The organism is Kitasatospora sp. DSM 101779 (assembly GCF_025655475.1).
Lineage (GTDB): Bacteria > Actinomycetota > Actinomycetes > Streptomycetales > Streptomycetaceae > Kitasatospora.
This window is the reverse complement of sequence record NZ_JAHTIK010000001.1, coordinates 7801799-7824907: the sequence shown is the minus strand read 5'-3', so window position 1 is coordinate 7824907 and position 23109 is coordinate 7801799. Positions and strand designations below refer to the sequence as shown.

General features: G+C 74.6%; 29 protein-coding genes and 1 pseudogene. 14 read left to right on the top strand and 16 right to left on the bottom strand.

The genetic code is table 11. From position 1 onward, the window contains the following. The first annotated feature begins 7 nt into the window (after window positions 1-7). Window positions 8-367 carry a DoxX family protein gene (locus KSNIM_RS35795; RefSeq protein ID WP_263107351.1) on the top strand — a complete coding sequence of 120 codons (360 nt, stop codon included), beginning with the start codon at window positions 8-10 and terminating at the stop codon, window positions 365-367. 806 nt (window positions 368-1173) lie between these two features. Here the strand turns inward: KSNIM_RS35795 and KSNIM_RS35790 are convergent. The 4 genes from KSNIM_RS35790 to KSNIM_RS35775 form a co-directional block, all read right to left on the bottom strand. Then, the gene (locus KSNIM_RS35790) at window positions 1174-1389 is read right to left on the bottom strand and encodes a hypothetical protein (protein ID WP_263107350.1); all 216 of its coding nucleotides are present in this window, start codon (window positions 1387-1389) and stop codon (window positions 1174-1176) included. A 40-nt stretch (window positions 1390-1429) separates the two neighbouring features. Beyond that, window positions 1430-2848 (bottom strand): mycothione reductase, encoded by a 1419-nt coding sequence (locus KSNIM_RS35785; RefSeq protein WP_263107349.1) that lies wholly within the window; start codon window positions 2846-2848, stop codon window positions 1430-1432. Beyond that, a complete protein-coding gene (locus KSNIM_RS35780; protein WP_263107348.1) occupies window positions 2845-5121 on the bottom strand; it encodes a catalase in 2277 nt (758 codons plus the stop codon). The genes KSNIM_RS35785 and KSNIM_RS35780 overlap by 4 nt, the downstream gene beginning before the upstream one ends. A 76-nt stretch (window positions 5122-5197) precedes the next feature. Continuing rightward, the gene (locus KSNIM_RS35775; protein ID WP_263107347.1) at window positions 5198-5461 is read right to left on the bottom strand and encodes a hypothetical protein; all 264 of its coding nucleotides are present in this window, start codon (window positions 5459-5461) and stop codon (window positions 5198-5200) included. A 535-nt stretch (window positions 5462-5996) separates the two neighbouring features. Between KSNIM_RS35775 and KSNIM_RS35770 the strand changes: the two genes are divergently transcribed. Then, window positions 5997-6455: an STAS domain-containing protein gene (locus tag KSNIM_RS35770; RefSeq protein WP_263107346.1), complete on the top strand. Its 459-nt coding sequence runs from the start codon at window positions 5997-5999 to the stop codon at window positions 6453-6455. Between the two features lie 252 nt (window positions 6456-6707). On the opposite strand, the gene KSNIM_RS35765 is transcribed toward KSNIM_RS35770, so the two are convergent. After that, window positions 6708-7124, bottom strand: a complete 417-nt coding sequence (locus KSNIM_RS35765) for an ATP-binding protein (protein ID WP_263107345.1) — start codon at window positions 7122-7124, stop codon at window positions 6708-6710. Between the two features lie 109 nt (window positions 7125-7233). Further along, window positions 7234-7665 (bottom strand): STAS domain-containing protein, encoded by a 432-nt coding sequence (locus KSNIM_RS35760; RefSeq protein ID WP_263107344.1) that lies wholly within the window; start codon window positions 7663-7665, stop codon window positions 7234-7236. 293 nt (window positions 7666-7958) lie between these two features. On the opposite strand from KSNIM_RS35760, the gene KSNIM_RS35755 reads away from it, so the two are divergent. The 3 genes from KSNIM_RS35755 (at window position 7959) to KSNIM_RS35745 (ending at window position 11100) form a co-directional block, all read left to right on the top strand. Further along, window positions 7959-8282: a plasmid stabilization protein gene (locus KSNIM_RS35755; RefSeq protein WP_263107343.1), complete on the top strand. Its 324-nt coding sequence runs from the start codon at window positions 7959-7961 to the stop codon at window positions 8280-8282. Between the two features lie 138 nt (window positions 8283-8420). Beyond that, window positions 8421-10643: a SpoIIE family protein phosphatase gene (locus KSNIM_RS35750; protein WP_263107342.1), complete on the top strand. Its 2223-nt coding sequence runs from the start codon at window positions 8421-8423 to the stop codon at window positions 10641-10643. A gap of 70 nt (window positions 10644-10713) precedes the next feature. Beyond that, window positions 10714-11100, top strand: a complete 387-nt coding sequence (locus KSNIM_RS35745) for a hypothetical protein (RefSeq protein WP_263107341.1) — start codon at window positions 10714-10716, stop codon at window positions 11098-11100. Between the two features lie 10 nt (window positions 11101-11110). Here the strand turns inward: KSNIM_RS35745 and KSNIM_RS35740 are convergent, their stop codons facing one another. Next, window positions 11111-11854, bottom strand: coding sequence for an MgtC/SapB family protein (locus KSNIM_RS35740; protein WP_411543824.1), 744 nt, complete (start codon window positions 11852-11854; stop codon window positions 11111-11113). 95 nt (window positions 11855-11949) lie between these two features. Then, window positions 11950-12351: an ATP-binding protein gene (locus KSNIM_RS35735; RefSeq protein ID WP_263107340.1), complete on the bottom strand. Its 402-nt coding sequence runs from the start codon at window positions 12349-12351 to the stop codon at window positions 11950-11952. A 220-nt stretch (window positions 12352-12571) separates the two neighbouring features. On the opposite strand from KSNIM_RS35735, the gene KSNIM_RS35730 reads away from it, so the two are divergent. Continuing rightward, window positions 12572-12928 carry an STAS domain-containing protein gene (locus KSNIM_RS35730; protein ID WP_263107339.1) on the top strand — a complete coding sequence of 119 codons (357 nt, stop codon included), beginning with the start codon at window positions 12572-12574 and terminating at the stop codon, window positions 12926-12928. Window positions 12929-12975: 47 nt separating this feature from the next. On the opposite strand, the gene KSNIM_RS35725 is transcribed toward KSNIM_RS35730, so the two are convergent. Both KSNIM_RS35725 and KSNIM_RS35720 read right to left on the bottom strand, forming a co-directional pair. Beyond that, entirely contained in the window at window positions 12976-13518 is a 543-nt protein-coding gene (locus KSNIM_RS35725; protein ID WP_263107338.1) for a hemerythrin domain-containing protein, read from the bottom strand. Between the two features lie 113 nt (window positions 13519-13631). After that, the gene (locus tag KSNIM_RS35720; protein ID WP_263107337.1) at window positions 13632-14102 is read right to left on the bottom strand and encodes a hypothetical protein; all 471 of its coding nucleotides are present in this window, start codon (window positions 14100-14102) and stop codon (window positions 13632-13634) included. A 220-nt stretch (window positions 14103-14322) separates the two neighbouring features. Here KSNIM_RS35720 and ddaH point away from each other — a divergent pair, with 220 nt between their 5' ends. From ddaH to KSNIM_RS35700, 6 genes and pseudogenes are all read left to right on the top strand, one after another. Further along, window positions 14323-15165 carry a dimethylargininase gene (ddaH, locus tag KSNIM_RS35715; protein ID WP_263107336.1) on the top strand — a complete coding sequence of 281 codons (843 nt, stop codon included), beginning with the start codon at window positions 14323-14325 and terminating at the stop codon, window positions 15163-15165. 33 nt (window positions 15166-15198) lie between these two features. Beyond that, a complete protein-coding gene (locus KSNIM_RS35710; RefSeq protein ID WP_263107335.1) occupies window positions 15199-16221 on the top strand; it encodes an iron-containing redox enzyme family protein in 1023 nt (340 codons plus the stop codon). Next, complete coding sequence (locus tag KSNIM_RS39540; protein WP_411543906.1) at window positions 16164-16469, top strand: CinA family protein; 306 nt, start codon at window positions 16164-16166, stop codon at window positions 16467-16469. Before KSNIM_RS35710 ends, KSNIM_RS39540 begins: the two co-directional genes overlap by 58 nt. Window positions 16470-16476: 7 nt before the next feature. Continuing rightward, window positions 16477-16656: pseudogene (locus tag KSNIM_RS39535) on the top strand (CinA family protein); the annotation flags it as partial. A 105-nt stretch (window positions 16657-16761) separates the two neighbouring features. Next, window positions 16762-17445 carry a HemK2/MTQ2 family protein methyltransferase gene (locus tag KSNIM_RS35705; protein ID WP_263107334.1) on the top strand — a complete coding sequence of 228 codons (684 nt, stop codon included), beginning with the start codon at window positions 16762-16764 and terminating at the stop codon, window positions 17443-17445. Next, window positions 17429-17647, top strand: a complete 219-nt coding sequence (locus KSNIM_RS35700; RefSeq protein WP_263107333.1) for a CDGSH iron-sulfur domain-containing protein — start codon at window positions 17429-17431, stop codon at window positions 17645-17647. The genes KSNIM_RS35705 and KSNIM_RS35700 overlap by 17 nt, the downstream gene beginning before the upstream one ends. Before the next feature lie 190 nt (window positions 17648-17837). On the opposite strand, the gene KSNIM_RS35695 is transcribed toward KSNIM_RS35700, so the two are convergent. Further along, window positions 17838-18785: an AraC family transcriptional regulator gene (locus KSNIM_RS35695; protein WP_263107332.1), complete on the bottom strand. Its 948-nt coding sequence runs from the start codon at window positions 18783-18785 to the stop codon at window positions 17838-17840. Between the two features lie 221 nt (window positions 18786-19006). On the opposite strand from KSNIM_RS35695, the gene KSNIM_RS35690 reads away from it, so the two are divergent. After that, complete coding sequence (locus KSNIM_RS35690; RefSeq protein ID WP_263107331.1) at window positions 19007-19564, top strand: hemerythrin domain-containing protein; 558 nt, start codon at window positions 19007-19009, stop codon at window positions 19562-19564. 274 nt (window positions 19565-19838) lie between these two features. Here KSNIM_RS35690 and KSNIM_RS35685 read toward each other — a convergent pair whose 3' ends face one another. Next, on the bottom strand, window positions 19839-20252 hold the full coding sequence (locus tag KSNIM_RS35685) for a DoxX family protein (protein ID WP_263107330.1): 414 nt from the start codon (window positions 20250-20252) through the stop codon (window positions 19839-19841). A 58-nt stretch (window positions 20253-20310) separates the two neighbouring features. Beyond that, window positions 20311-20661 carry an STAS domain-containing protein gene (locus KSNIM_RS35680; RefSeq protein WP_263107329.1) on the bottom strand — a complete coding sequence of 117 codons (351 nt, stop codon included), beginning with the start codon at window positions 20659-20661 and terminating at the stop codon, window positions 20311-20313. 290 nt (window positions 20662-20951) lie between these two features. Between KSNIM_RS35680 and KSNIM_RS35675 the strand changes: the two genes are divergently transcribed. Further along, the gene (locus tag KSNIM_RS35675) at window positions 20952-21311 is read left to right on the top strand and encodes an STAS domain-containing protein (RefSeq protein WP_263107328.1); all 360 of its coding nucleotides are present in this window, start codon (window positions 20952-20954) and stop codon (window positions 21309-21311) included. A 20-nt stretch (window positions 21312-21331) separates the two neighbouring features. Here KSNIM_RS35675 and KSNIM_RS35670 read toward each other — a convergent pair whose 3' ends face one another. The 3 genes from KSNIM_RS35670 to KSNIM_RS35660 all read right to left on the bottom strand — a co-directional run bounded on the left by KSNIM_RS35670 (window position 21332) and on the right by KSNIM_RS35660 (window position 23049). Beyond that, window positions 21332-21802 carry an ATP-binding protein gene (locus KSNIM_RS35670; protein ID WP_263107327.1) on the bottom strand — a complete coding sequence of 157 codons (471 nt, stop codon included), beginning with the start codon at window positions 21800-21802 and terminating at the stop codon, window positions 21332-21334. 40 nt (window positions 21803-21842) lie between these two features. Further along, a complete protein-coding gene (locus KSNIM_RS35665; RefSeq protein WP_263107326.1) occupies window positions 21843-22337 on the bottom strand; it encodes a DUF6480 family protein in 495 nt (164 codons plus the stop codon). Between the two features lie 349 nt (window positions 22338-22686). Further along, window positions 22687-23049 (bottom strand): STAS domain-containing protein, encoded by a 363-nt coding sequence (locus KSNIM_RS35660; RefSeq protein WP_263107325.1) that lies wholly within the window; start codon window positions 23047-23049, stop codon window positions 22687-22689. Window positions 23050-23109 lie beyond the last annotated feature (60 nt).

The following is a 23109-nucleotide window of genomic DNA, read 5'->3' as shown; positions in this document are numbered from 1 at the left end:
GGGAACCATGAACACCACCTACTGGATCGTCGCGGGGCCGCTCGCCCTCTTCTACCTCTACGCGGGCACTCTGAAGGTGATCCGCAGCCGCGACCGGCTCCGACCGATGATGGCCTGGGTCGATCGCGTACCACTGCCCGCCCTCAGGGCGCTGGGAACGGTCGAAACACTCGGCGCGATCGGCCTGATCCTCCCGCCGCTGACGCGCATCGCACCCCTGCTGGCGCCGGGCGCGGCCTGCGGCTTCGTACTCCTCCAGGCCGGAGCGATCGCCGTCCACCTGACCGGCGAGGACCGCCGGATCGCACTCAACATCGGCCTCATCACCACCGCGGCCGTGACCGCCTGGCTGGCCAGCGGGCTGTGACGGAGCACGGCCTCCGGTCCGACTCCGCGCCGACCCGGCCACCCCATCACGGCCTGCGACGACTCCGAATCCCATTCTGAAACCAGCAGTCGGCCGCCCGGGGAACGGCTCACGAACGCGACCACGCCCTGGACAGCGATCACTCCCGACGTGCCCGTCGGAGGTGATCGCTCGTCAGGTCCACGTCCCACCTTTCCTGTCCGTGGATGCTGCCGGTCTGCTCGTCGCGGCCTGTGGTCAGCCGGCGGTGTGGTCTCCGGTGTTGCCGGAGGGTGAGCTGCTGGTCCTCTGCGACCCCTTGAAGACCCAGCCGTCGGCGGTGATCGTGAGGCTGGCGGGCAGGGCGGGGGCGCCGCTGCGGACCCGCAGCCGCTGCTTGACGTTCAGTCACCGTGCGGCTCAGACAGCCCTCCCCCGCCTCGACCTCCTCGTCGGAGGCGGGGAGCCGGGTCTCGGAGGCGACGGTGCCGACGACGGTGCGGTCCCCGTGGGAGACCCGGTCCTGGGCGGTGGTGGAGGGGAGGCGTTCCTTGCCGTGGGCGAGTACCACGCGCGGGCGGTGCCCGGTGGTCGTGGATCCGGAGCCGGTGACCACGGCGACGGCGACCGTGGAGAGCGTTGCCCGCGATCGCTCCCGAATGACCGTCAGCGCGGCATTGTCGGTTTGGCCCACCGGAGGATCTCTGCGTGGGGTGACGCCCGAGGACGAGGAGTGCCGACCCCGGGCACTCGGCCGTAACAGCAGAGGTTCACGCAGAGACGCTCGACGCCGCCCGGAACGTCCACCCACTGGGCCCACGACGGGCCTACTCGTTCCGGGTCTCCTCGGCCTCGGCCGTGGCGTCGTAGCGTTCCCGTGGCCCTCCGGTCTCCGGGCGTGCGCCGCCGACCGGGTCCCGGGCTCCGGCGGCGCGGTCGCCGTAGGCACGGTCCCCCGCCGCCTCGTCCCAGGGTTTGGTCGTACGGCGCGGTTCCTCCTCCGGGCCGCGGGTGTCGGGCGGGTTCTGCCGTCGATTTCTCATGGGTGCTCCTCTGTGCGGCTGTGCGGCGCGGCGGTCGGCGCTACTCCGTCCGGAGGCCGAGCAGGGTGTTCTCGACGACCTCGGTCAGTGCGGGGTGGATCCACAGCTGCCGCCGGGCGGCCTCGTGGGCGGTCATGCCGATGGCCATGGCGAGGACCAGGGGTTGGAGGAGTGCGGCCGCCTGAGGTCCGATCAGGTGGGCGCCGAGAAGTCGTCCGGTGGACCGCTCGGCGAGGATCTTGCAGAATCCCTCGGTGTTCTCCAGCGCCCAGCCGTAGGCCACGTCCTCGTACCGGTGGACGGCCACCTGGTGGTCGATGCCCTGCGCCCGGGCGTCCTGCTCGGTGAGCCCGACCTTGGCGATCTGCGGCCGGGTGAAGACGCCGGAGGGCACCGCGTCGTAGGACATCGTGCGGGGCGTCCCGGGGTGGAGCAGGTTGTGCGCGACCACGTCCGCCTCCCGGTTGGCGACGTGTTTGAGCGGTACTCCCGTCACGATGTCGCCGAGCGCCCAGACGCCCTCGGCGCTGGTGCGCATCTGTCCGTCGACCCTGACGAGGCCCTCGTCGGTGCAGGCGATGCCGCCCTTCTCCACGGCGAGGCGGTCGGTGTTGGGCCGGCGGCCGACCGCGACCAGCAGCGTGTCAGCCGCCACGACCGCGCCGTCGTCCAGGACCAGCCGCAGGGCGCCCGGGGCGCCCTCGACCCGCGTCAGCTCGCGTCCGAGGCGCAGGTCGTAGCGGGACTCCACGGCCCGGGTGAAGGCGGCGGAGACGTCTTCGTCCTGGTCGGTGAGGAGCTGCTCGCGCTGTTCGATGATCGTGATGCGGCTACCGGCCGCGTGGAAGACGTGGGCGAGTTCGGCGGCGATGTAGCCGCCGCCGAGTACGGCGAGGTGCGCCGGGGGCACCGGGGTGCGCATGACGGTGTCGGAGGTCTCGTAGGGCAGGCCGGAGTCGGCGACGGCCGGGGGGACGGTCGGCCGGCCGCCCGCCGCGAGCACGACACGCCGGCCGGTCACGTCCAACGGTCCCTCGGCGGTTTCGACGCACAGCCGCCGGGCGCCCGTGAACCGGGCCGTGCCGCGGTGGACCGTCACGAAGGGCGAGGAACGGCGCCGGTCCTCCTCCTTCCCGGAGACGGCGTCGAGCCGGCCGAACACCCGGCGTTGGACGTCGGGCCACCGCAACCGGTGGAGGGTGGCGTCCGCGTCGTGCCGGCCGGCGTCGCGGACGGCATCGGCGACGTCGGCGGTCACGGCAAGCATCTTGCTGGGGATGCAGCCCGTGTTCAGGCACGTCCCGCCGAAGGGGCCTTCCGCGACCACCGCGACGTCCAGGTGCGCGAAGCGGTCGTCGACGAGCGCGTTGCCCGTGCCCGCGCCGACGACCACGAGATCGTGGCGGCGCGCGGAGGGAGCGGGTCCGTCCGCGGGGGAATCCTGCTGGGCGGGGGTCACTCGGTGGTTCCCGGTGGCGGGAAGCGGTCCCAGACGCGGTGGGCGGCGAGGAGGTCGGTGATCCGGCCGAGGACGGACTCGCCGTCGTCGCCGAGCACGACGCCCGGCGCGTCCGCGGGGATGCCGGCGGCCCGCAGGGCGCGTTCGGCGCCGTTCCAGCCGCCGATGGCCTTGGCATGCCGCCAGGCCTCGCCCACCATCAGGGTGATGCGGGGGTCGACGTCTGCGGTCGGGCCGGAGGGGCCACCGGCCTTGGCGTCGCGGCCGCCGTCCGCGTCACCGCCGGGAGCGGGGGCACCGGCGAGCAGCACGGCGTCGAATTCGACGGACCGTGCGGTGGCGAAGGTCCGCTGGACGTCCACCGGGTCGGCACCGTCGGCCGTCAGCCGTCCCCCGGTGGGTGCGACGACCAGCGGCACCATGTCCGCCGCCAGGACCGCTCGGCGAGCGGCGGCGAGTGCTTCGAGTTCGCCCGCCGGACCGGCGACGATGCCGACCACCCGGCCGTCGGTCGGCCAGCTCCGGCCGACCTGGGAGAGGGCGGGGCTGGGGGTCGCCTCCGGGTGCGCGCTCGCCTCCGGCGCGGGCAACCCGAGTCCGTGGGCCACCTCCGCACAGAGTTGTGGGTCGATCTCGGCCAGCACCTTGAGGTTGCGTTCCTTGACGGCCTGTTCGTAGCACTTGGCGAGTTCGAAGGTGTACGCGGCGACGATGTGTTCGCGCTCGGGCGGACTCATGCTCGCCCAGAACAGCCGGGGTTGGCCGAAGTGGTCGTCGAAGGAGGCGGGTGCCGCACGGACCTTCGCCGCGGCGGGCAACGGAACGGGGTGCTCGATGAAGGCGTGCTCCTCGGTGCCGGCGAAGAACGGGCAGCCGCCGCCCAGGGAGTTCGGCTTGTACGGCGCCACCCCGTCGTGCACCGCGTCCTGGTGGAAGCCGTCGCGCAGCATGTCGTTGACCGGCGCGTGGGTGCGGTTCACCGAGATCTGGGCGAAGTTGGGGCCGCCGAGGCGGGTGATCTGGGTGTCGAGGTAGGAGAACAGCCGGCCCGCGAGCAGCGGGTCGTCGGTGACGTCGATGCCGCGGACGAGGTGACCGGGGTGGAAGGCGACCTGTTCGACCTCGGCGAAGAAGTTCGTCGGGTTGCCGTTGAGGGTCAGCAGGCCGACCGGCTGCACCGGGGCCAGCTCCTCGGGGACGAGCTTGGTGGGGTCGAGCAGGTCGATGCCCTCGAAGGTCTGCTCAGGGGTGTCGGGGAGCGCCTGGACGCCCAGCTCCCACTGCGGGAAGGCGCCCGCCTCGATGGCGTCGTACAGGTCGCGGCGGTGGAAGTCCGGGTCCGCCCCGGCGATCAGCTGCGCCTCCTCCCAGGCCAGGGAGTGCACGCCGAGCTTCGGCTTCCAGTGCCACTTCACCAGGCAGGTGCCGCCCTCGGCGTCGACCAGGCGGAAGGTGTGCACGCCGAAGCCCTCCATCGTCCGGTAGGAGCGGGGGATGCCGCGGTCGGACATGTTCCACAGGGTGTGGTGGGTCGCCTCGGTGTGCAGGGAGACGAAGTCCCAGAAGGTGTCGTGGGCGGACTGCGCCTGCGGGATCTCCCGGTCCGGGTGCGGCTTGGCGGCGTGCACGACGTCCGGGAACTTGATGGCGTCCTGGACGAAGAAGACCGGGATGTTGTTGCCGACCAGGTCGAAGACGCCCTCGCTCGTGTAGAACTTGGTGGCGAAGCCGCGGGTGTCGCGCACGGTGTCCGCGGAGCCGCGGGAGCCGAGCACGGTGGAGAACCGGACGAACACCGGCGTCTCGACGTCCTCCGCGAGGAAGGCCGCGCTGGTGAGGGGCGCCGCGGTGCCGTAGCTGCGGAACACGCCGTGGGCGCCGGCACCGCGGGCGTGCACCACGCGTTCGGGGATGCGCTCGTGGTCGAAGTGGGTGATCTTCTCCCGCAGGTGGTGGTCCTGCAGCAGGACGGGTCCGCGCGGGCCGGCCTTGAGGGAGTGGTCGGAGTCGGCCGGCCGGGCGCCCTGCGCCGTGGTGAGGAACTCCCCGTTCTGGGCGCGTACCCCGGGCTCCGAGCCGGCCGAGCGGCCGGTCGCCGAGACGGGGCGCGGGGTGGTCTGGTCGGGCTTCGGCGGCAGCGGGGGCCGCGGCTCGGTGGGCTCCGCCGCCTGCGGCGGCTCGGACCCGGGTGCGCCAGGCCGGTCGGGCCGTACGTCCCCCGTCGTGTCCGCAGGCTCGTCCACGGCCTTCTTCGCCTGTCCTGGCTCGTTCATCTCGTCCTCCCGGGTCACTGTCGCCGCACGGGTACGCGCCTACCCCCGAGGACCGGACGAAACGGCGGCAGGCCGATCACCTGCTGCTGAGCGGCTGCGGGTACAGCGTTCTGATCACGCTGTCGGCCCACCGCGTCTGACGCGGGGTCTGCGGACGGCGGTCGGTGGCGAGGCCGGGTGCAGGCGGCCGTCGCGGGTGGCGTGCCACCTGGGCGGGCATCTCCCAGTGGTGGGAGTTCTCGGTGGCGGCGAGGTGGAGAAGCCGCAGGTCGTCCGGCAGCAGGCCGCTCTTCGGACGCCGCCCGAGGGTGTCGGCGGTCTGCGCCTGGGCTGTCGCCACCGGGCCCGGGCAGGGCGAGGCCGTACGTCGGTGCCGGAGCGCGGCGCCAGGTACACGGCAGTGCGGCGGGCCACCGCAGTCGGGCGCGGGTCGACGCACACCGGCGACGGCCAGTCCGGCTCGTTCGCCGACGTCGACCACGCCGACGTCATCGCCCTGTTCGGGCACACCATGGCGGAGACCCGACCGGTGCTGGGGATGCCGGTCCCGGACCGCCTCGCCGCGCCGACCCGCCACGGCTCGTCGGAGGCGGCCCGGCGTGCACCCGGTCCGCCGCCGGCCATGCGGCTGCGTGACTGCGCCGTCCCGGCAGGCAGCCGACACGGTCCGCCCGGCCTCGGACGCTCGTCCGTGCAGCCGGCAGGTCGGGCGGCGAGCCCCGCCGCGCGACCTTCGTGGAACGGCCTGCCGGAAGCGGCGGCCTTCGTCCCGGGGGATGCGGACGCGGCGGCGGTGCCTCCAGGCTGTCAGTGCGGGAAGGTGCGGGAAGGCAGGACTCGTCCGAGGCAAGCAGACCGATCGGCAGGAGACCGAGGTGCAACCTGTGCTCGGCATCGCCCATCGCAGTGGGCCGGGAGGCGTGCGGGTGGTGGCGGTCTCCGGTGACGCCGACATGGACACCACCGACCCCCTTCGAACGGCCCTGCGCACGGCGGTGGGCGCGCGACCGGTCCCGGCCGCCGTCGTGGTCGACTGCAGCGGCCTGGAGTTCTGCGCGGCCGCCGGACTCAACGAGCTGTTGCGCGCCCGCGAGGCCGCCCTTGCCGCCGGCATCGCCTTCCGCCTCGCGGCTCCTCGGCGGCAGATGCGCCAGCTGCTGCGCCTCACCGGGGCCGACCGCGTGTTCGCCGTCGACCGGAACTGCCCGGCGGTCACGTCAGCCGAATCCGGCCGGGCCGGGCACGGGATGCCTCGGACGAACGGCCGTCCGCACCCTCTGGGCGATCCGGGAACGGGAGTTCCGAGCGCGGCAGATCCGGTCCGCCGGCCCTGAGCGGTGCCGGGCGGGCCCGCCGCCCGGGTCGGCAGGTGGTCTGCATGGACAGTGTCGGCGAGTGGTCGACGGTGTCGGAGAAGGCCGAGCACACGGGCCTCACCGTCCCGCTCGCCGTGACGGTGGCCTGCTCCGCCGTCCCCGGGCGCCTTCCGCAACATCGCCGCACCGGGGGTCGGCCTCCACTCACCCTGATCCGGGTTCGTCATATCGAAGCAGGCCGCGCCACCCGTGGTGCGTGGTGAGGTGGCCTCAGGGCAGGTGGAGTTCGGCCCAGACGGTCTTGCCCGCGGCATTCGGACGGCTGCCCCAGGCCGCGGCGATGTGGTCGACGATGCGCAGCCCTCGGTGGTGCGGCTCCAGCGGCCGGACGGGCCGGATCCCCGGTTCGGCGATGGCTGCGTCGTCGACGTCGATCCGCAGGCGGTCGGCCCGCCGGTCGAGACGCAGCTCCATGGCCAGTGGGCCACCGGCGTGGTCGACGGCGTTGGCGAGCAGTTCGGCCGCCACCAGGATCACGTCGTCCGCGACCGCCGGGTCGGTGCCGGGCCGCCATTGCGCCAGGGTGAGGCGGGTGAAGTCGATGCCGCGGCGGACGCAGCCTCTCCGCTCGCCCGGATCGAAGGCCAGGCGGCGATGGTGGTTCGCAGAGGTGGCGAGCGGTGGCATGAGTGTTCCCGAGCGGACCGACAAGGGCGTTCGCTGGTGCTCGCGTGTCCCCGCTCCGCGGCGTCCTACACCCCGTACGCATCGCTCGGCGACGGGGATGCGCCCCGGTCTACACCCCGTACGCATCGCTCGGCGACGGGGATGCGCCCCGGTTGGACGCGCCCTGGTGGGCCAGCGCCTGCTCGACGGTCGGGAAGACCGGAAGGACCAGGTGGGCCTCGGTGATCTGCAGGACGCGCCACACGCTCCGGCTCGGGGCCACCAGGACCATCGGCACTCCCTCGGCGTGTGCGGCACGGCGGGCGACGAGCAGCGCGTTCAAGCCGCTCGAGGTGAACACCTGCACGGCGGACAGGTCGACGGCGAGGACGGCCGGGCGCCGGCCGATGGCCTCGCGGAGCGTCAGCCCCACCTGGTCCTCGCTGTCCAGGTGCAGGTTCCCGGCGAACGAGCAGGTCACCGCCTCCCCCGCCGAAGCGGTGCAGGCTTTCAGGTCCGGCGCCGGCGCGACGGGCGGCGCAATGCGGTCGAAGGAAGCCATGACGTGCCCTCCGAGCCCACCGAAGGCTCCACCTCACGGTGGGCCGGGGCAACATGTCCTCGCGGGATCGGGAGACAGTGCGGCGACAGCCGACGGGCATCCGGCGAACGTCACGATGACGACCCCCGGTACACCACCCCTACCCCCGATCGCCCGCCCCACCGCCCGCCGGCCCGGCCAATCCGACGGAACCCTGCGTGTCACGGTCGAGCGCCGACCGCCATGCGTGAGCGGGGGTGCGCGGGGTAGGCGCGCGGCCAGGCACACGGCACCAGTGAGCCCGAGGAGGAGCCATGCCGGCCGGTTCGAGCAAGAAGCGGGAACGCCAGTACGAGCACATCAAGGACAGCGCGCTGGACCGCGGCGAGAGCGAGAAGCGGGCCGAGGAGATCGCCGCCCGGACGGTGAACAAGGAACGCGCCCGGCACGGCGAGTCGAAGACCGCCAGCCGCAGTTCGCTCCAGGACATGTCGTCCTCGCGGCGCGGCGGGCAGCGCTCGCACTCCGGCGCCCAGGGTCCCACCTACGACCAGCTCTACAACGAGGCCAAACAGCGCAACATCCACGGTCGTTCGAAGATGAACAAGAAGCAGCTCGAGAACGCGCTCGGCCGCTGACACCCCGCGCTGCGGCCCCCGGAGGACGGCCGGTGCCCGACGGCGCCGCCGCCGCTCCGGGGGCCGCGCCACCTCCCGCGAGCCCTCCCACAGCGCCGGCCCGGTGACCGGATCGGCGGCACGTCCGGAGGCCCCCTGATGGACACCCCTGCCGAGCAGGAACCCCGGCACGAGCCGGCCGGTCCGGACGCGGAGCTGGACGCCGAGCTGACCGCGACCGTCCGCCGGACGGGTGCGTCCGCAGGGGCCGTCCACCTCCTCGGCCGGGATCCGGTCCTGGTGATGGCCGTGAGCTTCGGCCTGCCGTCGGGCCTCGCCGCGGCCTGGCGGCGCATCCCGCTCGGCGCACCGCTGCCGGTCAGCGACGCCGTGCGGGACGAGGAGTTCGTCTGGGTCGGCTCCCAGCAGGACCTGGCCCGGGCGTACCCGCGGCTCGCCGCCGCCCTGCCGCACCCGCTCGCCCTCGCCGCGGCGCCGCTCACCGGCGCCCGCAGGGTGTGGGGCGCCCTCCTGCTGCTCTTCCCCGCCGACCATCCTCAGCGGGCCACCCCGCGCGAACGCGGCCACATCACCGGCCGGGCCCGCCGGCTCGCCCGCCTCCTCGACGACGCCGAGCACCCGCCGACCCTGCCGGACCGGCCGCGGACCGCTCCGGACCCGCCGGCCGGGCCGGAGCCGGCACAGCCGCCGCCGGCCGCGGCGGACTTCGCCGAGCGGCTGCCCGGGGCCAGCCTCGCCCTGGACCTGGAGGGCCGGATCGCCTACGCCAGCGCCGGCGCCGGCAGGCTGCTCGGCCGCACCCCGGAGCAACTGCTCGGCGCCCTGCCCTGGCTGGCTCTGCCGTGGCTCGACGACCCGGCCGTCGAGGACCGCTACCGCACCGCGGTCATCAGCAGGGAACCCGCCGCCTTCACCGCCTTGCGGCCGCCGGACACCTGGCTGGACTTCCGGCTCTACCCCGACCGCAGCGGCATCAGCATCCGCGTCACCACGGCGCACACCGGACCTGACGCCGACGGCCGGACCGTCCCCGCACACGGACCCCCGCCGGAGGACGAGCACCCGGGCGGCCGCCTGTACCAGCTGCTGCATCTCGCCGCGGCCCTCACCGAGGCGGTCGGGGTCCGCGACGTGGTGGAGACGGTCGCCGAGCAGGTGCTGCCGGCCTTCGGCGCGGACGGGCTCGTCCTGTCGGCCGTCGACGCTGGCCGACTGAAGATCATCGGCCACTGCGGCTACCCCTCCGCGAACATCGACCGGCTGGACGGCCTGCCGCTCGACACCCGCCTCACTCCCGCCGGCCAGGTGCTGGCCACCGGCTCCCCCGCCTTCTTCTCCGACCCGGACCGGATGGCCGACCTGTACCCCGGTGCCCCGCAGATGAGCGGCAAGCACGCCTGGGCCGTGCTCCCGCTGATCGTCTCCGGGCGGCCGGTCGGGGTCTGCATCCTCTCCTACAACCGCAGCCGGACGTTCAGCGCCGACGAGCGCGCCGTTCTCACCTCGCTCGCCGGCCTGCTGGCCCAAGCCCTGGACCGCGCCCGGCTGTACGACGCCAAGCACGACCTCGCCGACGACCTCCAGCACGCACTGCTCCCGCACTCCCTCCCGCAGGTCCCCGGCATCACGGTCGCCTCCCGCTACCTGGCAGCCACCCGCGGCCTGGACGTCGGCGGCGACTTCTACGACTTCATCCGGCTCGACGAACGCACCGCGGCCGCCGTCATCGGCGACGTGCAGGGCCACAACACCACCGCCGCCGCTCTGATGGGCCAGGTGCGCACCGCCGTCCACGCCCATGCGACCGCCGGCGCCGCCCCGGACGAGGTGCTCGCCCGCACCAACCGGCTGCTCGCCGACCTCGACCCCGACCTGCTCGTCTCCTGCCTCTACGCCCAGCTCGACCTCACCCGGCGCCAGGCCACCGTCGCCTCCGCCGGTCATCCGCCGCCTCTGCTGCGCCGTCCGAACGGGCACAGCCACGTCCTGACCGTGGAGGCCGGCCCGCTGCTCGGCGCCGCCACGGAGGCGGTCTACCCGCTCACCACGCTCCCGCTCCTCGACGGAACACTGCTGGCCCTGTACACCGACGGGCTGGTCGAGGTTCCCGGCACGGACGCCTCCCGGACCACGGCCGAACTCGCCGGACTCCTCTCGCACAGCCGCGCCGGGACACCCGACCGGCTCATCGACGACCTCGTGCACCACAGCTGGCCCACGGGCCGGCAGACCGACGACATCGCCGTCCTCGTCCTGGACATCGCGCCCGGTGGCGCGGCACGATACGGGACCGGCCGCCCGAGCGACCGCGACACGCCGACGGGCACACCGCGCGGGCGTGCGCCGTCCGGTGCAGGGTAGGTGGCTGTGACTCACGGCGCCCGCAGCCCGGCGTGCGCCCGAACGCTCCGCACCCGGGAGGTCCCCCGCCGTGGCCGCAGTTTCCGTCGTCCAGGAGTCGGCACAGGAGTCCCCACAGGCGTCCGCGCAGGAGTCCGTCCGGGAGCCCGTCCAGGAGTTCATCGCCGTCAGAACGCCCGAGGAGATCGACCGCGCGGCGATCGCCGCCGCCCTGTGCGGGGGCCCGGGTGCGCGCGGCGCGGCAGCGGCCTACCGGTGGGTGCTGACGCCCGGGACGCCCTCCCCCGTCACCGGCACGGTGTGCGTGTGCCGGTACGACGCGGACCTCGCCGCCGAGGAGCGGGCCGCGCTGTTGACCGCCCGGGACACCACGCGGCCGGCGGCCGAGCGGCGGCACGCGCGCGGTGTGGCCGACGCCCTCGGATGGGTGCTCGGATTCGCTCCGCTGAACGACTGACCGCTGCCGGTCAGCCACCGCCCCGCGGCCCGGGCAGGGAGTCCTCCGTCCGGACGGCGACGGAACGGATGCCGGTGAGGCCGGCGAGCTCGGTGGTCAGCACCCGGATGTCCGAGCGACCCTCCAGGGTCAGGCAGAGCCGCATGAGCGCGTCGGAAGGGTCCCCGTCGGGCGGGTGCGGCGCCCGCTCCTGCTCCGTCTCGGTGTCGACGATCCGGAAGCCGGCCGCCGCGCACGCCTCCAGCACCCGGGGCAGCAGTGCATGGCCGATCTCGTAGACCAGGGCGACGCTCACCGGGGCGGCCGCCAGCGACGGAGCCAGCCGCCGCAGCAGGGCGGGGAAGCCGCGGATGATGAGGAAGTAGCCGGCCGTGCAGAACACCGCGACGACGCCGAGCCCTGCGGCGCAGGCCATACCGACGGCGCAGGTGAGCCAGATCGTGGCCGCGGTGGTCAGGCCGCGCACGGCGTCGCGCCGCACGAAGATCAGCCCGCCGCCGATGAAGCCGATGCCGGAGACGATCTGTGCGGCCACCCGGGACGGGTCCCCGGCGCCGAAGCCGTACCGCGAGACGTTGACGAACAGCGCGCTGCCCAGGCCGACCAGGGCGTGGGTGCGCAGGCCGGCGCTCTTCTGCCCCGCCTCCCGCTCCAGGCCGATCAGGCTGGAGAGGACGAGTGTCGCCGCCAGGTCGGCCAGCGGCATCCAGCCCTGGCCGCCCGTGAACTGCCAGAGCGCTTCTGTCCGCTGCACGTGACTCGCCTCTTCCGTCGCCGCCGGCGGGGGCCGGCGGTACCTCACCGGCGCGCCTACCCGGGCCGGGGCGAGCCACCCGCGGCCCGGCCCGGTCAGGGGGCGGGCAGCACGGCCCACACGGTCTTGCCGCTCGGGAGGGGCGTGACGCCCCAGTCCACGGCCAGCCGCTCGACGATGTGCAGGCCGTGCCCGTGCGGCTGCTGCGGGCGGTAGGGGCGGACCACGGGCGGTCGGGGGCTCGCGTCGGTCACCGCGACGGTGAGGACGCCGTGGTCCAGGTCGAGGTCGAGGCAGATCGGACCGGGCGTGTGGCAGTAGGCGTTGGTGAGCAGCTCGCAGGTCACCAGCAGGACGTCGTCCGCCCGCTGCCCCTCGGGCAGGGCGGGGGCCGGGGCCCGGGCCAGCGCGTGCCGTACGTAGGCCACGCCGGTCTGGGGCCCTCGGCCGTCGGTCGACCCGAGCGGCAGATGCCAGTGACGCGCTGTCGGGTTCACGCCTCGTCTCCTGCGTCCGCTTGCGCCCCTGAGTGCGTGTAACCGGATCACGGCCCGCCGTAACCTCCGGAGGCGATGTCAGGCCGCCCGCCGCCCGGGATTTCGTTCAGCGGTCCGCGCTCCCGGGACGCTTCGTTCGCCGGTCGCTGGGCAGGCGCGTCGGAAGCCACTGTCGTGGGAAGCCCTGCCGGGGTGTGTCCATGACGGAGGGAGCAGCACCATGGATGTCGAGCTCCGTGTCACGTCCTGCCCGGCGCCCGCCGGGGAACGCCGACTCGCCGTGTCCGGCCAGGCTGACATGGACACCGCGGGCCGGCTCGAGGAAGCCCTGGACGAGGCGCCGGGCAGCGCCCCGCGGCCGACAGCCCTGGTCGTGGACTGCTCGGCGCTCACCTTCTGCACCTCCGCCGGGCTGAACGCGCTGCTGCGCGCCCGGCTGGCCGCCAGCGCCGTGGGGACGGCCTTCCGCCTGACGGGCCCCACCCCGCAGATGGTCCGTCTGCTCCGGCTGACCGAGGCGGACACCGTCTTCGAGATCGACCCGGCGGGAGAGCCTCCCCTGAAGGAGAGCCGCTGACCGCGGAGCGGGCGACCGGGCCCGCGCCGACGGGGCGCCGGCTCAGGTCATGTGCCCTCGATGCGGAAGAAGTCCCGCAGGTGGGTCTTCGGGCGCGGCCCGGTCGGCGGGAGGTCATCCCGGGGGCGGTCGGCCGGCGAGCGGCGCACCTTGTGCAGCGGCTCGGTCCGGGCCTTCGTGCCCGTGTCCGCCAGCTCCTCCACCGTTGCCGCGGTGCCGAGTTCGCGCAGGATCAGCGCCTGCTCCTCGCTGGCGTGACCGGTGACCTCGCGGACGAGCAGTGCGACCTTGCGGTCGAAGAGCGGGGCGTCCGCGCCGACATGGGACAGGTCGTCGAGCAGGGCACCCATCGTCGCCAGGCCGGCGCGCTCCTGCTCCACGGTCTCCCGGCGGTCCGGGAGGGTGCGCAGCGCCAGCGGGTAGAGGTACTCCGCCTCGACCGCCATGTGGCGCTCCAGCAGGGCGGCCGCCTCGTCGAGGAGTTCGCGGCGCAGCGGGTCCTTCAGCGGGGTGCCGGCCATGCGGCCGAACAGGTTGCGGAGCCGGTCGTGGTCGGTGGTGAGGACGTCGATGAGGTCGCCGGAGGTCATGGTGCACCTCGTCTTCCGTGGTCTTCCGTGGTCTTCCGTGGTCTTCCGGGCCCGGGCGGGCGTTGGTCGGCGGTCGCGGGTACCCGGGGTGGCGTACCTCAGCGGGCGCCGGGTCACACCAGGGCGAGCGCGGCCGTCCCGTGCAGGACGACGCCGTCGTCGCAGGCCTCGCCGATGCTGCGGACGAGCCCGGTGGCCTCGTTCTGCGGGTCCTCGTCGTCCGGGTCGTCCTCGTCCACCAGGCAGGTGCCGGGCGGGACGACGACGACCAGGACCTCGCCGCGCTCTCGGGCCGCGGTCCGCCACTCGGGGGAGGCCGCGGGCTTGGGCACCGGCTCCCAGGACTGCCGGCCGCCGACGAAGAGGAGCCGCTCGACCAGGGGGCCGCGCATCACCACCATGGCGGTGCTCTGCGGCGCCTCGCCGGCCGCCAGCAGGAAGCCGCTCTCCAGGGCGTGGGTGAGCAGTTCGCCGTGCCACCGCCGGCCGACTTCGATGAAGGCCTCCGCGAGGGGAGGGCCGATCGGCTGCTCCTGCACGGTGAGCGCCCACACCGTGGGCTCCGAGTCGTGGTCCTCGCTCATGGTCCACCTCCCTGGTCGGCGTTGCTCTCCTCGGTGTCCTGGCGCGCCTACCCGGGTCGGGCCGTGCCACGCCTGTGCCGAGGTGCCGGCGGGGTCTGCGCCGGGTGGTGACCGGCCGGCCCCGGCGCCGCGGCGGGTGTGCCGTCGGCGGCCGCGGGTAGGCGCCGCGCAGACCGCGTGCCGGACGGTCCCGGCACCGGGCCGACCAGGAGCCTGACCCATGACCCGTCCGCCGATCCCTCCGCCCGCGCCCGTGCCCGTGCCTCGGCGACGGCGGTACCTGCTGTGTCCGCCGACGTACTTCGCCGTGAGCTACGCGATCAACCCGTGGATGGACCCCGGCCGTCCGGTCGACGGCGCGGCGGCCGAGCGGCAGTGGCGGCGTCTGTGTGCGGTGCTGCGCGGGCTGGGCCACGACGTGAGGACCATGGATCCGCTGCCGGGGCTGCCCGACATGGTGTTCACCGCCAACGGCGCCACCGTGGTGGACGGGCGGGTGCTGGTGGCGCGGTTCAAGCACGCGGAGCGGGCGGGCGAAGCCGCCGCCCACCGGCGCTGGTTCGGCCAGGCGGGCTTCCGGCCGGTGCACACGGCGAGACTGGTCAACGAGGGCGAGGGCGATCTGCTGGTCGCCGGGCGGCGGATCCTGGCCGGTTCCGGCTTCCGGACGACCGCGCCGGCCCACCGCGAGGCACAGCGTCTGCTCGGTCTGCCGGTGGTCACCCTGCAGCTGGTCGATCCGCGCTTCTACCACTTGGACACCGCGCTGGCGGTGCTGAGTGACGATCAGATCATGTACTGGCCGCCGGCCTTCTCCCCCGCCAGCCGGCGGCTGCTGGCCGCGCTGTACCCCGACGCCGTCCGCGCCGAGGAGGCGGACGCGGCCGTGTTCGGGCTCAACGCGGTGTGCGACGGCCGGCACGTGGTGCTGCCCCGGGCCGCCACCGGCCTGGCCGGGCAGCTGCACGCACACGGCTTCCGGCCCGTCCCAGTGGAAATGCCCGAACTGCTCAAGGCCGGCGGCGGGCCGAAGTGCTGCACGCTCGAACTCCGCGGTGGGTGAGCCGCACCGCGGCCCTGCGAGGGAGGTTCCCTGATGACGACCGTGCTCCGTCCCGCCGCCGCGGCGGCGCCCGTGCTGCCGTCGGCCCGCGGTCCGCTGTCGGCGCTGGTGCTGGACCTGCTCACCGCCCCGCCGGGCACTGCGCCCGGCCGCCCGGCGGACGTCGGGGACCCGCTGGCCGAGGACGCGCAACTGGCCCTGTACGTCTGCTACGAGCTCCACTACCAGGGATTCCACCGGGTCGACCCGGCATGGGAGTGGGACACCGGACTGCTGGCGCTGCGCGCCCGACTGGAGGCGGCGTTCCTCGCGGCCCTGCGCGAGGCGGTCGGCGAGCCCGGCCCGCTGGCGCAGGTGGTCGCCGACCTGCTGGTGGAGCCCCCGGACGGCGTGGGCCCCTCCTACCACCTGCTGGAGCACGGGGAGCGCTGGCAGGCCCGGGAGTACCTCGTCCACCGGTCGCTCTACCACCTCAAGGAGGCCGACCCGCAGCTGTGGGCCGTCCCGCGGCTGCCCCACCCGGCCAAGGCCGCCCTGATGACCGTCCAGTACGACGAGTACGGCTCCGGGCGGCCCGAACGGGCCCATGCGCTGCTGTTCGCCCGGATGATGGCCGACCTCGGCCTCGACACCCGCTACGGGTACCACCTCGACGCCGTGCCCGCCCCCACCCTCGCCGTGGTCAACCTGATGTCGCTGTTCGGGCTGCACCGGGCGCTGCGCGGGGCGGCGGTCGGCCAGTTCGCCGCGGTCGAGATCACCTCCCCGCCGGGCGCGGCCCGGCTGGCCCGCGCGCTGGAACGCCTCGGCGCCTCGCCGGCGGGCACGCTCTTCTACCGGGAGCACGTGGTGGCCGACGCCGTACACGAACAGCTGGTGCGCCGCAGCGTCCTGGAGCCGCTGGTCGCCGGCGATCCGGCGCTCGCCGCGGACATCGCCTTCGGCATCGCCGCCACCGGTGCGGTCGAGGACCGTTTGGCCGATCACCTGCTCGGCGCCTGGGGCCGGGGCCGCAGCTCGCTCCGGACCCCGCTCGACGACGGGCCGCCGGCCTGACGGCCGTCCCCCGCGAGGATCCGGGCCGTGCCCGATCGCCCCTCCCCCGCAGCCTGCCGGACCGGCCGGACCGGCTCGCCCGGCAGATCACGGCGGCACCGGACGCGGCCGGACGCACCCTCGCCGCCGAGTCGCTGACCGCCGGCGCCCTCTGCCAGGTGCTCGCGGAGGCACCGGGCGCCGCCGGCGTCCTCCGCGGCGGCGTGGTCGCCTACGGCGTGTCTTCAAAGGCGATAGGGCAGCCGTAGGGGGCGCGTGGGGGCACCTGCATCAATCACCCGACTGCCCGTCGCAGACACGCCGCAGGCCCTCTCCGGGTACGGCCCGGCCACCACCGGCGTGGCCGGGCCGGCCCCGCAGGACGGCCACCCGGTCGGCACGGACTTCGTGGCCCTCGCGTCCCCGCACGGCACCACCACCGCCGCACCCCGCACCCCGCACCGACGCGGCCGACCGCGGCGGGATCCACCGTGCGGCCGTCCTCGCCGCCCTGGAGTTCCTGCACGACACTCTCCGGCCGCCCGCCGGCCGAAGGCCACGATGGTTCGGCGCGGGAGCGCCGGGCAGGCGCGGAGCATGCTTCTGATCACCCCGCCGGGCGTGTACCCGGCCCAGGGGGACACCCGGCTGCTCACCGAGGCGCTGGAACGCGAGACGCTCGACGGCCGGCGGGTCCTCGACCTGTGCACCGGCAGCGGGGCGGTGGCGATGGCCGCCGCCGCCCTGGGCGCCCGTGTGACGGCGGTGGACGTCTCCCGGCGGGCCCTGGCCGCGGCCGCCGCCAATCTGCTGCTCAACCGCCGCCGGGTGCGCCTGCGCCACGGCGACCTGCTCGCCCCGGTCGCCGGCGCCCGGTTCGACCTGATCACCGCGAACCCGCCCTATGTGCCCAACCGGTCGGCGCCGCCGCGCCGCGGGATCGCCCGCAGCTGGGACGCCGGCCGCGACGGCCGCGCCCTGCTGGACCGGATCTGCGCCGACGCGCCCCCGCTCCTCGCCCCGGGCGGGGTGCTGCTGGTCGTGCAGTCGGCGCTCGCCGGTGTCCCGGCGACCTGTGCCGCACTCGCCCGCGCCGGGCTGCTGGTCGGCATCGCCGTCCGGCGGCGGCAGCCCTTCGGGCCGGTGATGACCGCCCGCGCGGGCTGGTTCGAGGAGCGCGGCCTGATCGCACCGGGGCAGCGCGAGGAGGAACTGGTGGTGGTCCGCGGTGTCCGGCCCGTCTGAGCGCGAACCTCGGCGGGTCACCGTCGCCGGGGACGGCCCGTTCCTGGTCGAGGGCCCGGTCGAGGTCGTCCTGCCGGACGGCACCCGGCAGGTCAGCGAGCGCCCGGTGGTCGCCCTGTGCGCGTGTCGGCGCAGCCGGTGCTTCCCGTTCTGCGACACCAGCCACCGCCGCCGCAGCAGGCCGCCCGACCCGCAGGTTTGAAGCGCGCCGTACTGCCCAGAGGCGGAACACGGGTGTGTCACGGCGTCCTGCCCCCCTCGCCGTGGCACCCCCGACCTGCTGCCACCCGACGATCGGCGTGGCCGCGCCGGGCCGGACGCCGCCGCGCCGCTCGCCGCGGCCGCCTCTCCACCTGCGGGTCCCTATCCGCCCAGCGGTCGGCGGGCGCCGGTCACCGCTTCAGCGTGACCGAGGGGGCGACCCCGTAGGCGCGCCGGTAGGCCTCGGCGAACCGCCCGGGGTGGGCGAAGCCCCAGCGGGCGGCGACCACGGTGACCGTCACCCCGTCCTGCGGGGTGGCGGCCTTGAGTTCCTCGTGCGCGCGGGCGAGCCGGACGCGCCGCAGGTACCCGAGCGGGGTGCAGCCGGCGTACCGGCGGAAGGAGTACTGCAGCGCCCGGGGCGTGACACAGGCCGCGGCGGCGACGGCGGCCAGGGTGAGGTCCTGGTGGGCGTTGTCGTCGATGAACGCGACGGCCCGGCGCAGGGTCCCGGGCGTGGCGTCCCGGGTGTCGGCGGGCAGCGGGTCGGTGCGGGCGGTGTGCGGCAGGGCTGCGAGGGTGGCGGTGGCCAGGTGCTGGGCCGCGCTGGACACCAGCAGATCGGACTCGCAGGCGGCCGGGTTGTCGAGGACGCCGTCGCGGAGGTAGGCGACGGCGGCGGTCAGCTGCCGGTTCGCCGCGGGCGTGACCGCGCGGGGCCCGGTCAGCCGTACCGGTCCGCCGCCTGCGGTGCCGGCCGGTGCCGCCCCGGCCAGCAGCGCCGTGTCGAACATCGCGATGGTGTACCGGGCGGAGAGGACCTCGCCCCGGTACGGGCGGTCGGGCGGCGCGATCAGGAAGGTCTCACCGGCTCCGAAGACCTCCTCGCGGCCGTCGGTGCGGTCGACGATTGTCCCCGCGTGCATGGTGATCAGGCACACCTTGCCGAGACTGCCCGCGTCGTAGCCCATGGTGTAGCCGAACGAGAGGCGGTCCACCGCAAGCGGGCCGACCGCACGCCGGCTGATCCGCACCCGCGCATCCTCCACCGGCCCGCCGATCCTCATGGGCGTGTACGCGGACGAGAGGAACTCCTCCGTCGCATCCAGACTCGCGCTGTCGAACAGGAACGATTCCATCTCACCGCCAAACTCGGGCCCCGGACCCCCGACGCTACGCCGATCGGCCCGTCCGTGTCGCCACCGCCCCGTCGATACGGCACACGTCCGGGACGCGGAGTCGGGAAGCCACCGCACGCGCCCGGTGACCTTCCGCGCGGACAGCACGTGTGCACCCGGCCCGGCGGGGCAGCCGCCGACTACCGGCCCGCACCTGGCGGGCCCGACCCGAGGAGGCAGCGATGGCAGGCCACGGCGGCGACGTCATCAAGGAACTCGAGACCGACCACCGCGAGGTCGAGGAACTCTTCGCGCAGATCGTCAAGTCCACCGGGGAACACCGGAAGTCGCTGCTCGACGAGGTGACGATCGAGCTCGTCCGGCACTCCGTGGCCGAGGAGGCCTACCTGTACCCCGCGGTCCGTGCACACGTGTCGGGCGGCGACGCGATGGCCGACCGCGAGGTCGAGGACCACGCCCAGGTCGAGCGCCTGCTGAAGGAGATCGAGGGCAAGGACGCGGACGACCCCGCGCTGGCACACCTGGCCGCGACCCTGGTCGACGACGTCACCTCGCACATCCGCGACGAGGAGCAGAACCTCTTCCCGGCCCTGCGCGCGGCCTGCAGCCAGGCCGACCTGGAGAACCTGGGCAACCAGGTGCGCCGCTCCAAGACGACCGCGCCGACGCGCCCGCACCCGAACGCGCCCTCCTCGCCGGCCGCCCGCAAGCTGCTGGCACCGGGCGTCGGGCTGATCGACCGGGTGCGCGACTACGTCTCCGACCGGGGCGCGGCGTAGGAGCGGTGCCATGAGCATCCGACGCAGGGCTTACCCGGAGGCACGCCGCGACCGGGACCGACAGGAGGACGGCGGCACCGGCCTGCCGGAGAGCAGGCGGGACCAGGAGCGGACCGCCGACCGGAAGGCTGCGGGCGGGGGCACCGCGTCCTCGCCGGCAGCCGGACGCCACGACGACAGTCCGGAGCCACCGCCGGCCGACACCGCGGCGCCGTAGGGAGGCATGTCGAGGGACGCCGGGAACCTCGTGGTTCCCGGCGTCCCGCGGCGTGCCCTACCTACGGATCAGGTGGTGTCCGTCCTTGTCGGCGGCGGCCATCAGAAGACCGCCGAGCATGGAGAGGTTCTTGAGGAAGTGGATGCGCTGCTGGGCGCGTTCGCCCTCGTCCTCGGCCTCCCAGAAGCGGTGACCCGCCCAGGTGACCGGGAGGAGGGTGCAGGCGAGCACGGCGGCCGACAGCCTCGGCAGCTTCCCCGCCGCGAGCATCAGGCCGGAGGCGGCCTGTACGCCGCCGTTCAGACGGACGGCGTTGACCGTACGGTTCGGCACTCCGGGCAGGTCGGAGAGTGCGTCGACCACGGGCCGGGCAGCGGGTGCGAGGCGCTCGGGGCGCCGCACCGCGTCCGCCCCGCCGGCGATGAACATCGAGGCCAGCAGCGGGCGTGCACAGATTCTGACAACAGTCATGACAAGCGGCTTTCCAGCAGACCGGCCGCCCAATCACCGCCGAGCGGACGGAAGGCGCTCACGTCATGGATTCGAGCAGGCCGGCGGGCTCGATGTCGAAGAGCGGGTGCGTCCCGGTCACACGGAGGAGCTGCTCGAGCTGCTCTTGCGGTTCGCTCAGCCGGAAGGCGATGCCGTCGGCGGCCGCCCGCTCCCGGGCCGTGAGCAGTTCGTTCAGGCCCGCGGTGGTGCAGAACTCCAGGCCGGAGCAGTCCACCACGACGGTGTGGGGTGCCGGAAGGCGGCTCAACGCCTTGTCGAGGGCGGCCCGCAGCGTCTCGGTGCTGCCCGGGTCGGCCTCCCCCGCCAGCTGGACGACCCGCAGACCCGGCGTGGGCGAGCGGTGGGTGACGCGGATGACGGGATGCACGGGAGCCTCCTTCAGGCACGCGGAAGCCGCCCGGTCCGGGCGCTCCCGCCCCGAATGTGTGCCCACCCGCCTGCCCGGCCCGCGGCCCGGGAAACGAAGCGGAGCTCGGTGTGCCGTTCGCGGAACGGGAACGGTCCGTCGGACGGGCGGCTGCCGGCAGATCTTCGTTATCGGGACCGGCGTCGCGGCACTGTTTCGCCCACGGAGCTGTGGCCGGGTGCGCTGGTGGGCCAGTGTCGAAGTGGAGACCTCCCGCCGCGGGAGGTCCGGCCGACGAGAGGAGCCGGATCGTGGGAACCGAGCTTCGCGTCACCCGTCGCCCCGCTCCGCCGGGCGTGTGCAGACTGGCACTGGTGGGGCAGGCCGACATGGAGACCTCGGACGCCCTGGCCGAGGCCCTGGGCGGGGCGCTCGGGCAGGAGCCGGCCCCGGAACTGCTCTCGGTGGACTGCGCCGCACTGGACTTCTGCGGCTCCGCCGGCCTGAACGAACTCCTCCGTGCCCGGCAGAGCGCCCTGGCGGCGGGCATCGCCTTCCGCCTGGCCTCCCCCAGCCCCCAGGTGGTCCGCCTGTTGGAGGTCACCGAGGCGGACACCGTGTTCGACGTCGAAGGCCCGGACCCCTGCCGGTTCGAGGACACCGCCTGCTGATCCGCAGTCCGCTGCCGGCCTCACCCGAGCCGGTCCCGGTCGACGGGGACACCGTTGACCGGGGCGAGCGGCGGCAGCACCTCGGCCCACACCGTCTTACCGCCCCCGACGGGCCGGTGCCCCCAACGGAGGGCCACCCGGTCCACGATCTGCAGTCCGTGGCCCGTCGGTGTGTCGGGCCGCCGGGGGCGGCGGAGAACGGGCGGCGCGGAGCCCCCGTCCGTGACGGAGATGCTCAACCGCCGGCCGACGCGGTCGAGGTCGAGACGCGTCGGCCCGGAGCTGTGCGCGCACGCGTTGGCGACCAGTTCGTCGGCCACCAGGAAGGCGTCCTCCCGCACGCGCGTGGTCTCGGGCCGGTCGCGACCGGCCGGGTACCAGTCGTCCAGGGTCTGCCGGACGAAGGCCATCGCCGTCGCCAGCGCGTGTTCCTGCCCGGGCAGCAGGTGGCGGACGCGGTGGTCCGGCAGTCCCGCGCGATCGTCGGTCATGACGTCCACCCCGCTCGTCCTCCGTGCTCGGGGATGCTGGTCAGGCGATGACGCGCGCCACCATGAAGACCAGCACGCAGAGGACGAGCAGCCCGATGATCAGCAGCGGCCACGGGCCCCAGGCCTTGCGCAGTTCCGGCGGTTCGGGAACCGAGATGCCCGCCGTGGTGCTGGACTCGGCCGGCGGTGTCTCCTCGGGCCGTTCGCCTCGGACGGTCTGCGGGGGCCGCTCCGGCCCGGTGCTCGCAGAACGGGGCGGGGTCGGGCGCGGCGAGGTGCTCTGCAGCTCCCGCAGGGTCCCGGTGAGGTCCAGTTCGATGACGCCGGTGCCGGGGCCGGAGGCGCTGGCGTAGGCGAAGGCACCGTCGTGCGTGAAGACGGCCATCAGCGAGCGCCCCGGCCTGCTGAAGAGCAGGCGTTCGTTGCGTGTCCCGTCGCCGGTCTCGCGGCGCACGGCCCAGCCGAGTTCACCGGCCCGCTCACAGAGTGCGGTCTGCTGTCGGCTGAGGGGAAGTCTTCGTGCGACGGTGGCCATGGCTGTGCACCCACTCCGATCGGCCGGTCCGCGTCCCGGTGCCAGGGGGCTCGCACCGGAATCGCCTGAATCCGTACGTCTGCCCGGGAATCGGCGTCTCAACCGGGAGTGGTGGGCTCCGGCCCACGAGCGGTACGAACCCTCGCAGGTTCGGTGGAGCATGCCGGCCGTCTCGTCGGTGACCATGCGGACGAGTCCGCCACCTCCGGTTGTGCCGGCAGCAGTTCGCGCTGCACCCCGCCACGCGCCACCGCAGGGTGCAGGCCGGCCTCGACCAGCATGTGGGCGGCCGCGCGACCGGCACCCCCGTGGCAGGGGAAGCGGGGCGTTGGGGGCGCGGCAGGCCCCGTCACCGGGCTGCGACGTGCCAGCCGCCGACGTCGATCAGGCCGAGCGCGTGGCACACGGCGGAGTCCGGCCCGGTCATGCGCAGCTCGATCCCGTGGGCGGCCGCGGCGGAGAGCGCCTCGCGCAGGACGGCGATACCCGCGTCGGAGCAGCGCGACAGTGCGCCCACGTCCACGGTGACCGATCCGCCGGGCGGGCAGTGGCCGACCGCGCTGAGCAGCGCGTGGCGCAGCGCGGACACGGCGGCGCTGCCCTTCGCCTCGGCCGCGACCAGGTGTCCTCGGCGCCGCAGCGGCGGCAGGCCCGCCCGCCCTCGGGGCGAAGGCACCGCCGGGGGTACAGCGGGGACGATGGGGCTGGTCACGACACCAGTGTGGACCCGGCGGTCCGGGAAGTCAGCCCTGGGAACGAAACCCGCTGGTCC

Excerpts from the sequence above, each read along its gene's own strand:
- KSNIM_RS35790 (WP_263107350.1), bottom strand. The coding sequence starts at position 1,389 with ATGAGAAATCGACGGCAGAACCCGCCCGACACCCGCGGCCCGGAGGAG.
- KSNIM_RS35730 (WP_263107339.1), top strand. The coding sequence starts at position 12,572 with ATGGATGTCGAGCTCCGTGTCACGTCCTGCCCGGCGCCCGCCGGGGAA.
- KSNIM_RS35795 (WP_263107351.1), top strand. The coding sequence starts at position 8 with ATGAACACCACCTACTGGATCGTCGCGGGGCCGCTCGCCCTCTTCTAC.
- ddaH (WP_263107336.1), top strand. The coding sequence starts at position 14,323 with ATGACCCGTCCGCCGATCCCTCCGCCCGCGCCCGTGCCCGTGCCTCGG.
- KSNIM_RS35665 (WP_263107326.1), bottom strand. The coding sequence starts at position 22,337 with ATGGCCACCGTCGCACGAAGACTTCCCCTCAGCCGACAGCAGACCGCA.
- KSNIM_RS35705 (WP_263107334.1), top strand. The coding sequence starts at position 16,762 with ATGGTTCGGCGCGGGAGCGCCGGGCAGGCGCGGAGCATGCTTCTGATC.
- KSNIM_RS35720 (WP_263107337.1), bottom strand. The coding sequence starts at position 14,102 with ATGAGCGAGGACCACGACTCGGAGCCCACGGTGTGGGCGCTCACCGTG.
- KSNIM_RS35695 (WP_263107332.1), bottom strand. The coding sequence starts at position 18,785 with ATGGAATCGTTCCTGTTCGACAGCGCGAGTCTGGATGCGACGGAGGAG.
- KSNIM_RS35670 (WP_263107327.1), bottom strand. The coding sequence starts at position 21,802 with ATGACCGACGATCGCGCGGGACTGCCGGACCACCGCGTCCGCCACCTG.
- KSNIM_RS35710 (WP_263107335.1), top strand. The coding sequence starts at position 15,199 with ATGACGACCGTGCTCCGTCCCGCCGCCGCGGCGGCGCCCGTGCTGCCG.
- KSNIM_RS35780 (WP_263107348.1), bottom strand. The coding sequence starts at position 5,121 with ATGAACGAGCCAGGACAGGCGAAGAAGGCCGTGGACGAGCCTGCGGAC.
- KSNIM_RS35755 (WP_263107343.1), top strand. The coding sequence starts at position 7,959 with ATGCCGGCCGGTTCGAGCAAGAAGCGGGAACGCCAGTACGAGCACATC.
- KSNIM_RS35690 (WP_263107331.1), top strand. The coding sequence starts at position 19,007 with ATGGCAGGCCACGGCGGCGACGTCATCAAGGAACTCGAGACCGACCAC.
- KSNIM_RS35725 (WP_263107338.1), bottom strand. The coding sequence starts at position 13,518 with ATGACCTCCGGCGACCTCATCGACGTCCTCACCACCGACCACGACCGG.
- KSNIM_RS35765 (WP_263107345.1), bottom strand. The coding sequence starts at position 7,124 with ATGCCACCGCTCGCCACCTCTGCGAACCACCATCGCCGCCTGGCCTTC.
- KSNIM_RS35760 (WP_263107344.1), bottom strand. The coding sequence starts at position 7,665 with ATGGCTTCCTTCGACCGCATTGCGCCGCCCGTCGCGCCGGCGCCGGAC.
- KSNIM_RS35750 (WP_263107342.1), top strand. The coding sequence starts at position 8,421 with ATGGACACCCCTGCCGAGCAGGAACCCCGGCACGAGCCGGCCGGTCCG.
- KSNIM_RS35685 (WP_263107330.1), bottom strand. The coding sequence starts at position 20,252 with ATGACTGTTGTCAGAATCTGTGCACGCCCGCTGCTGGCCTCGATGTTC.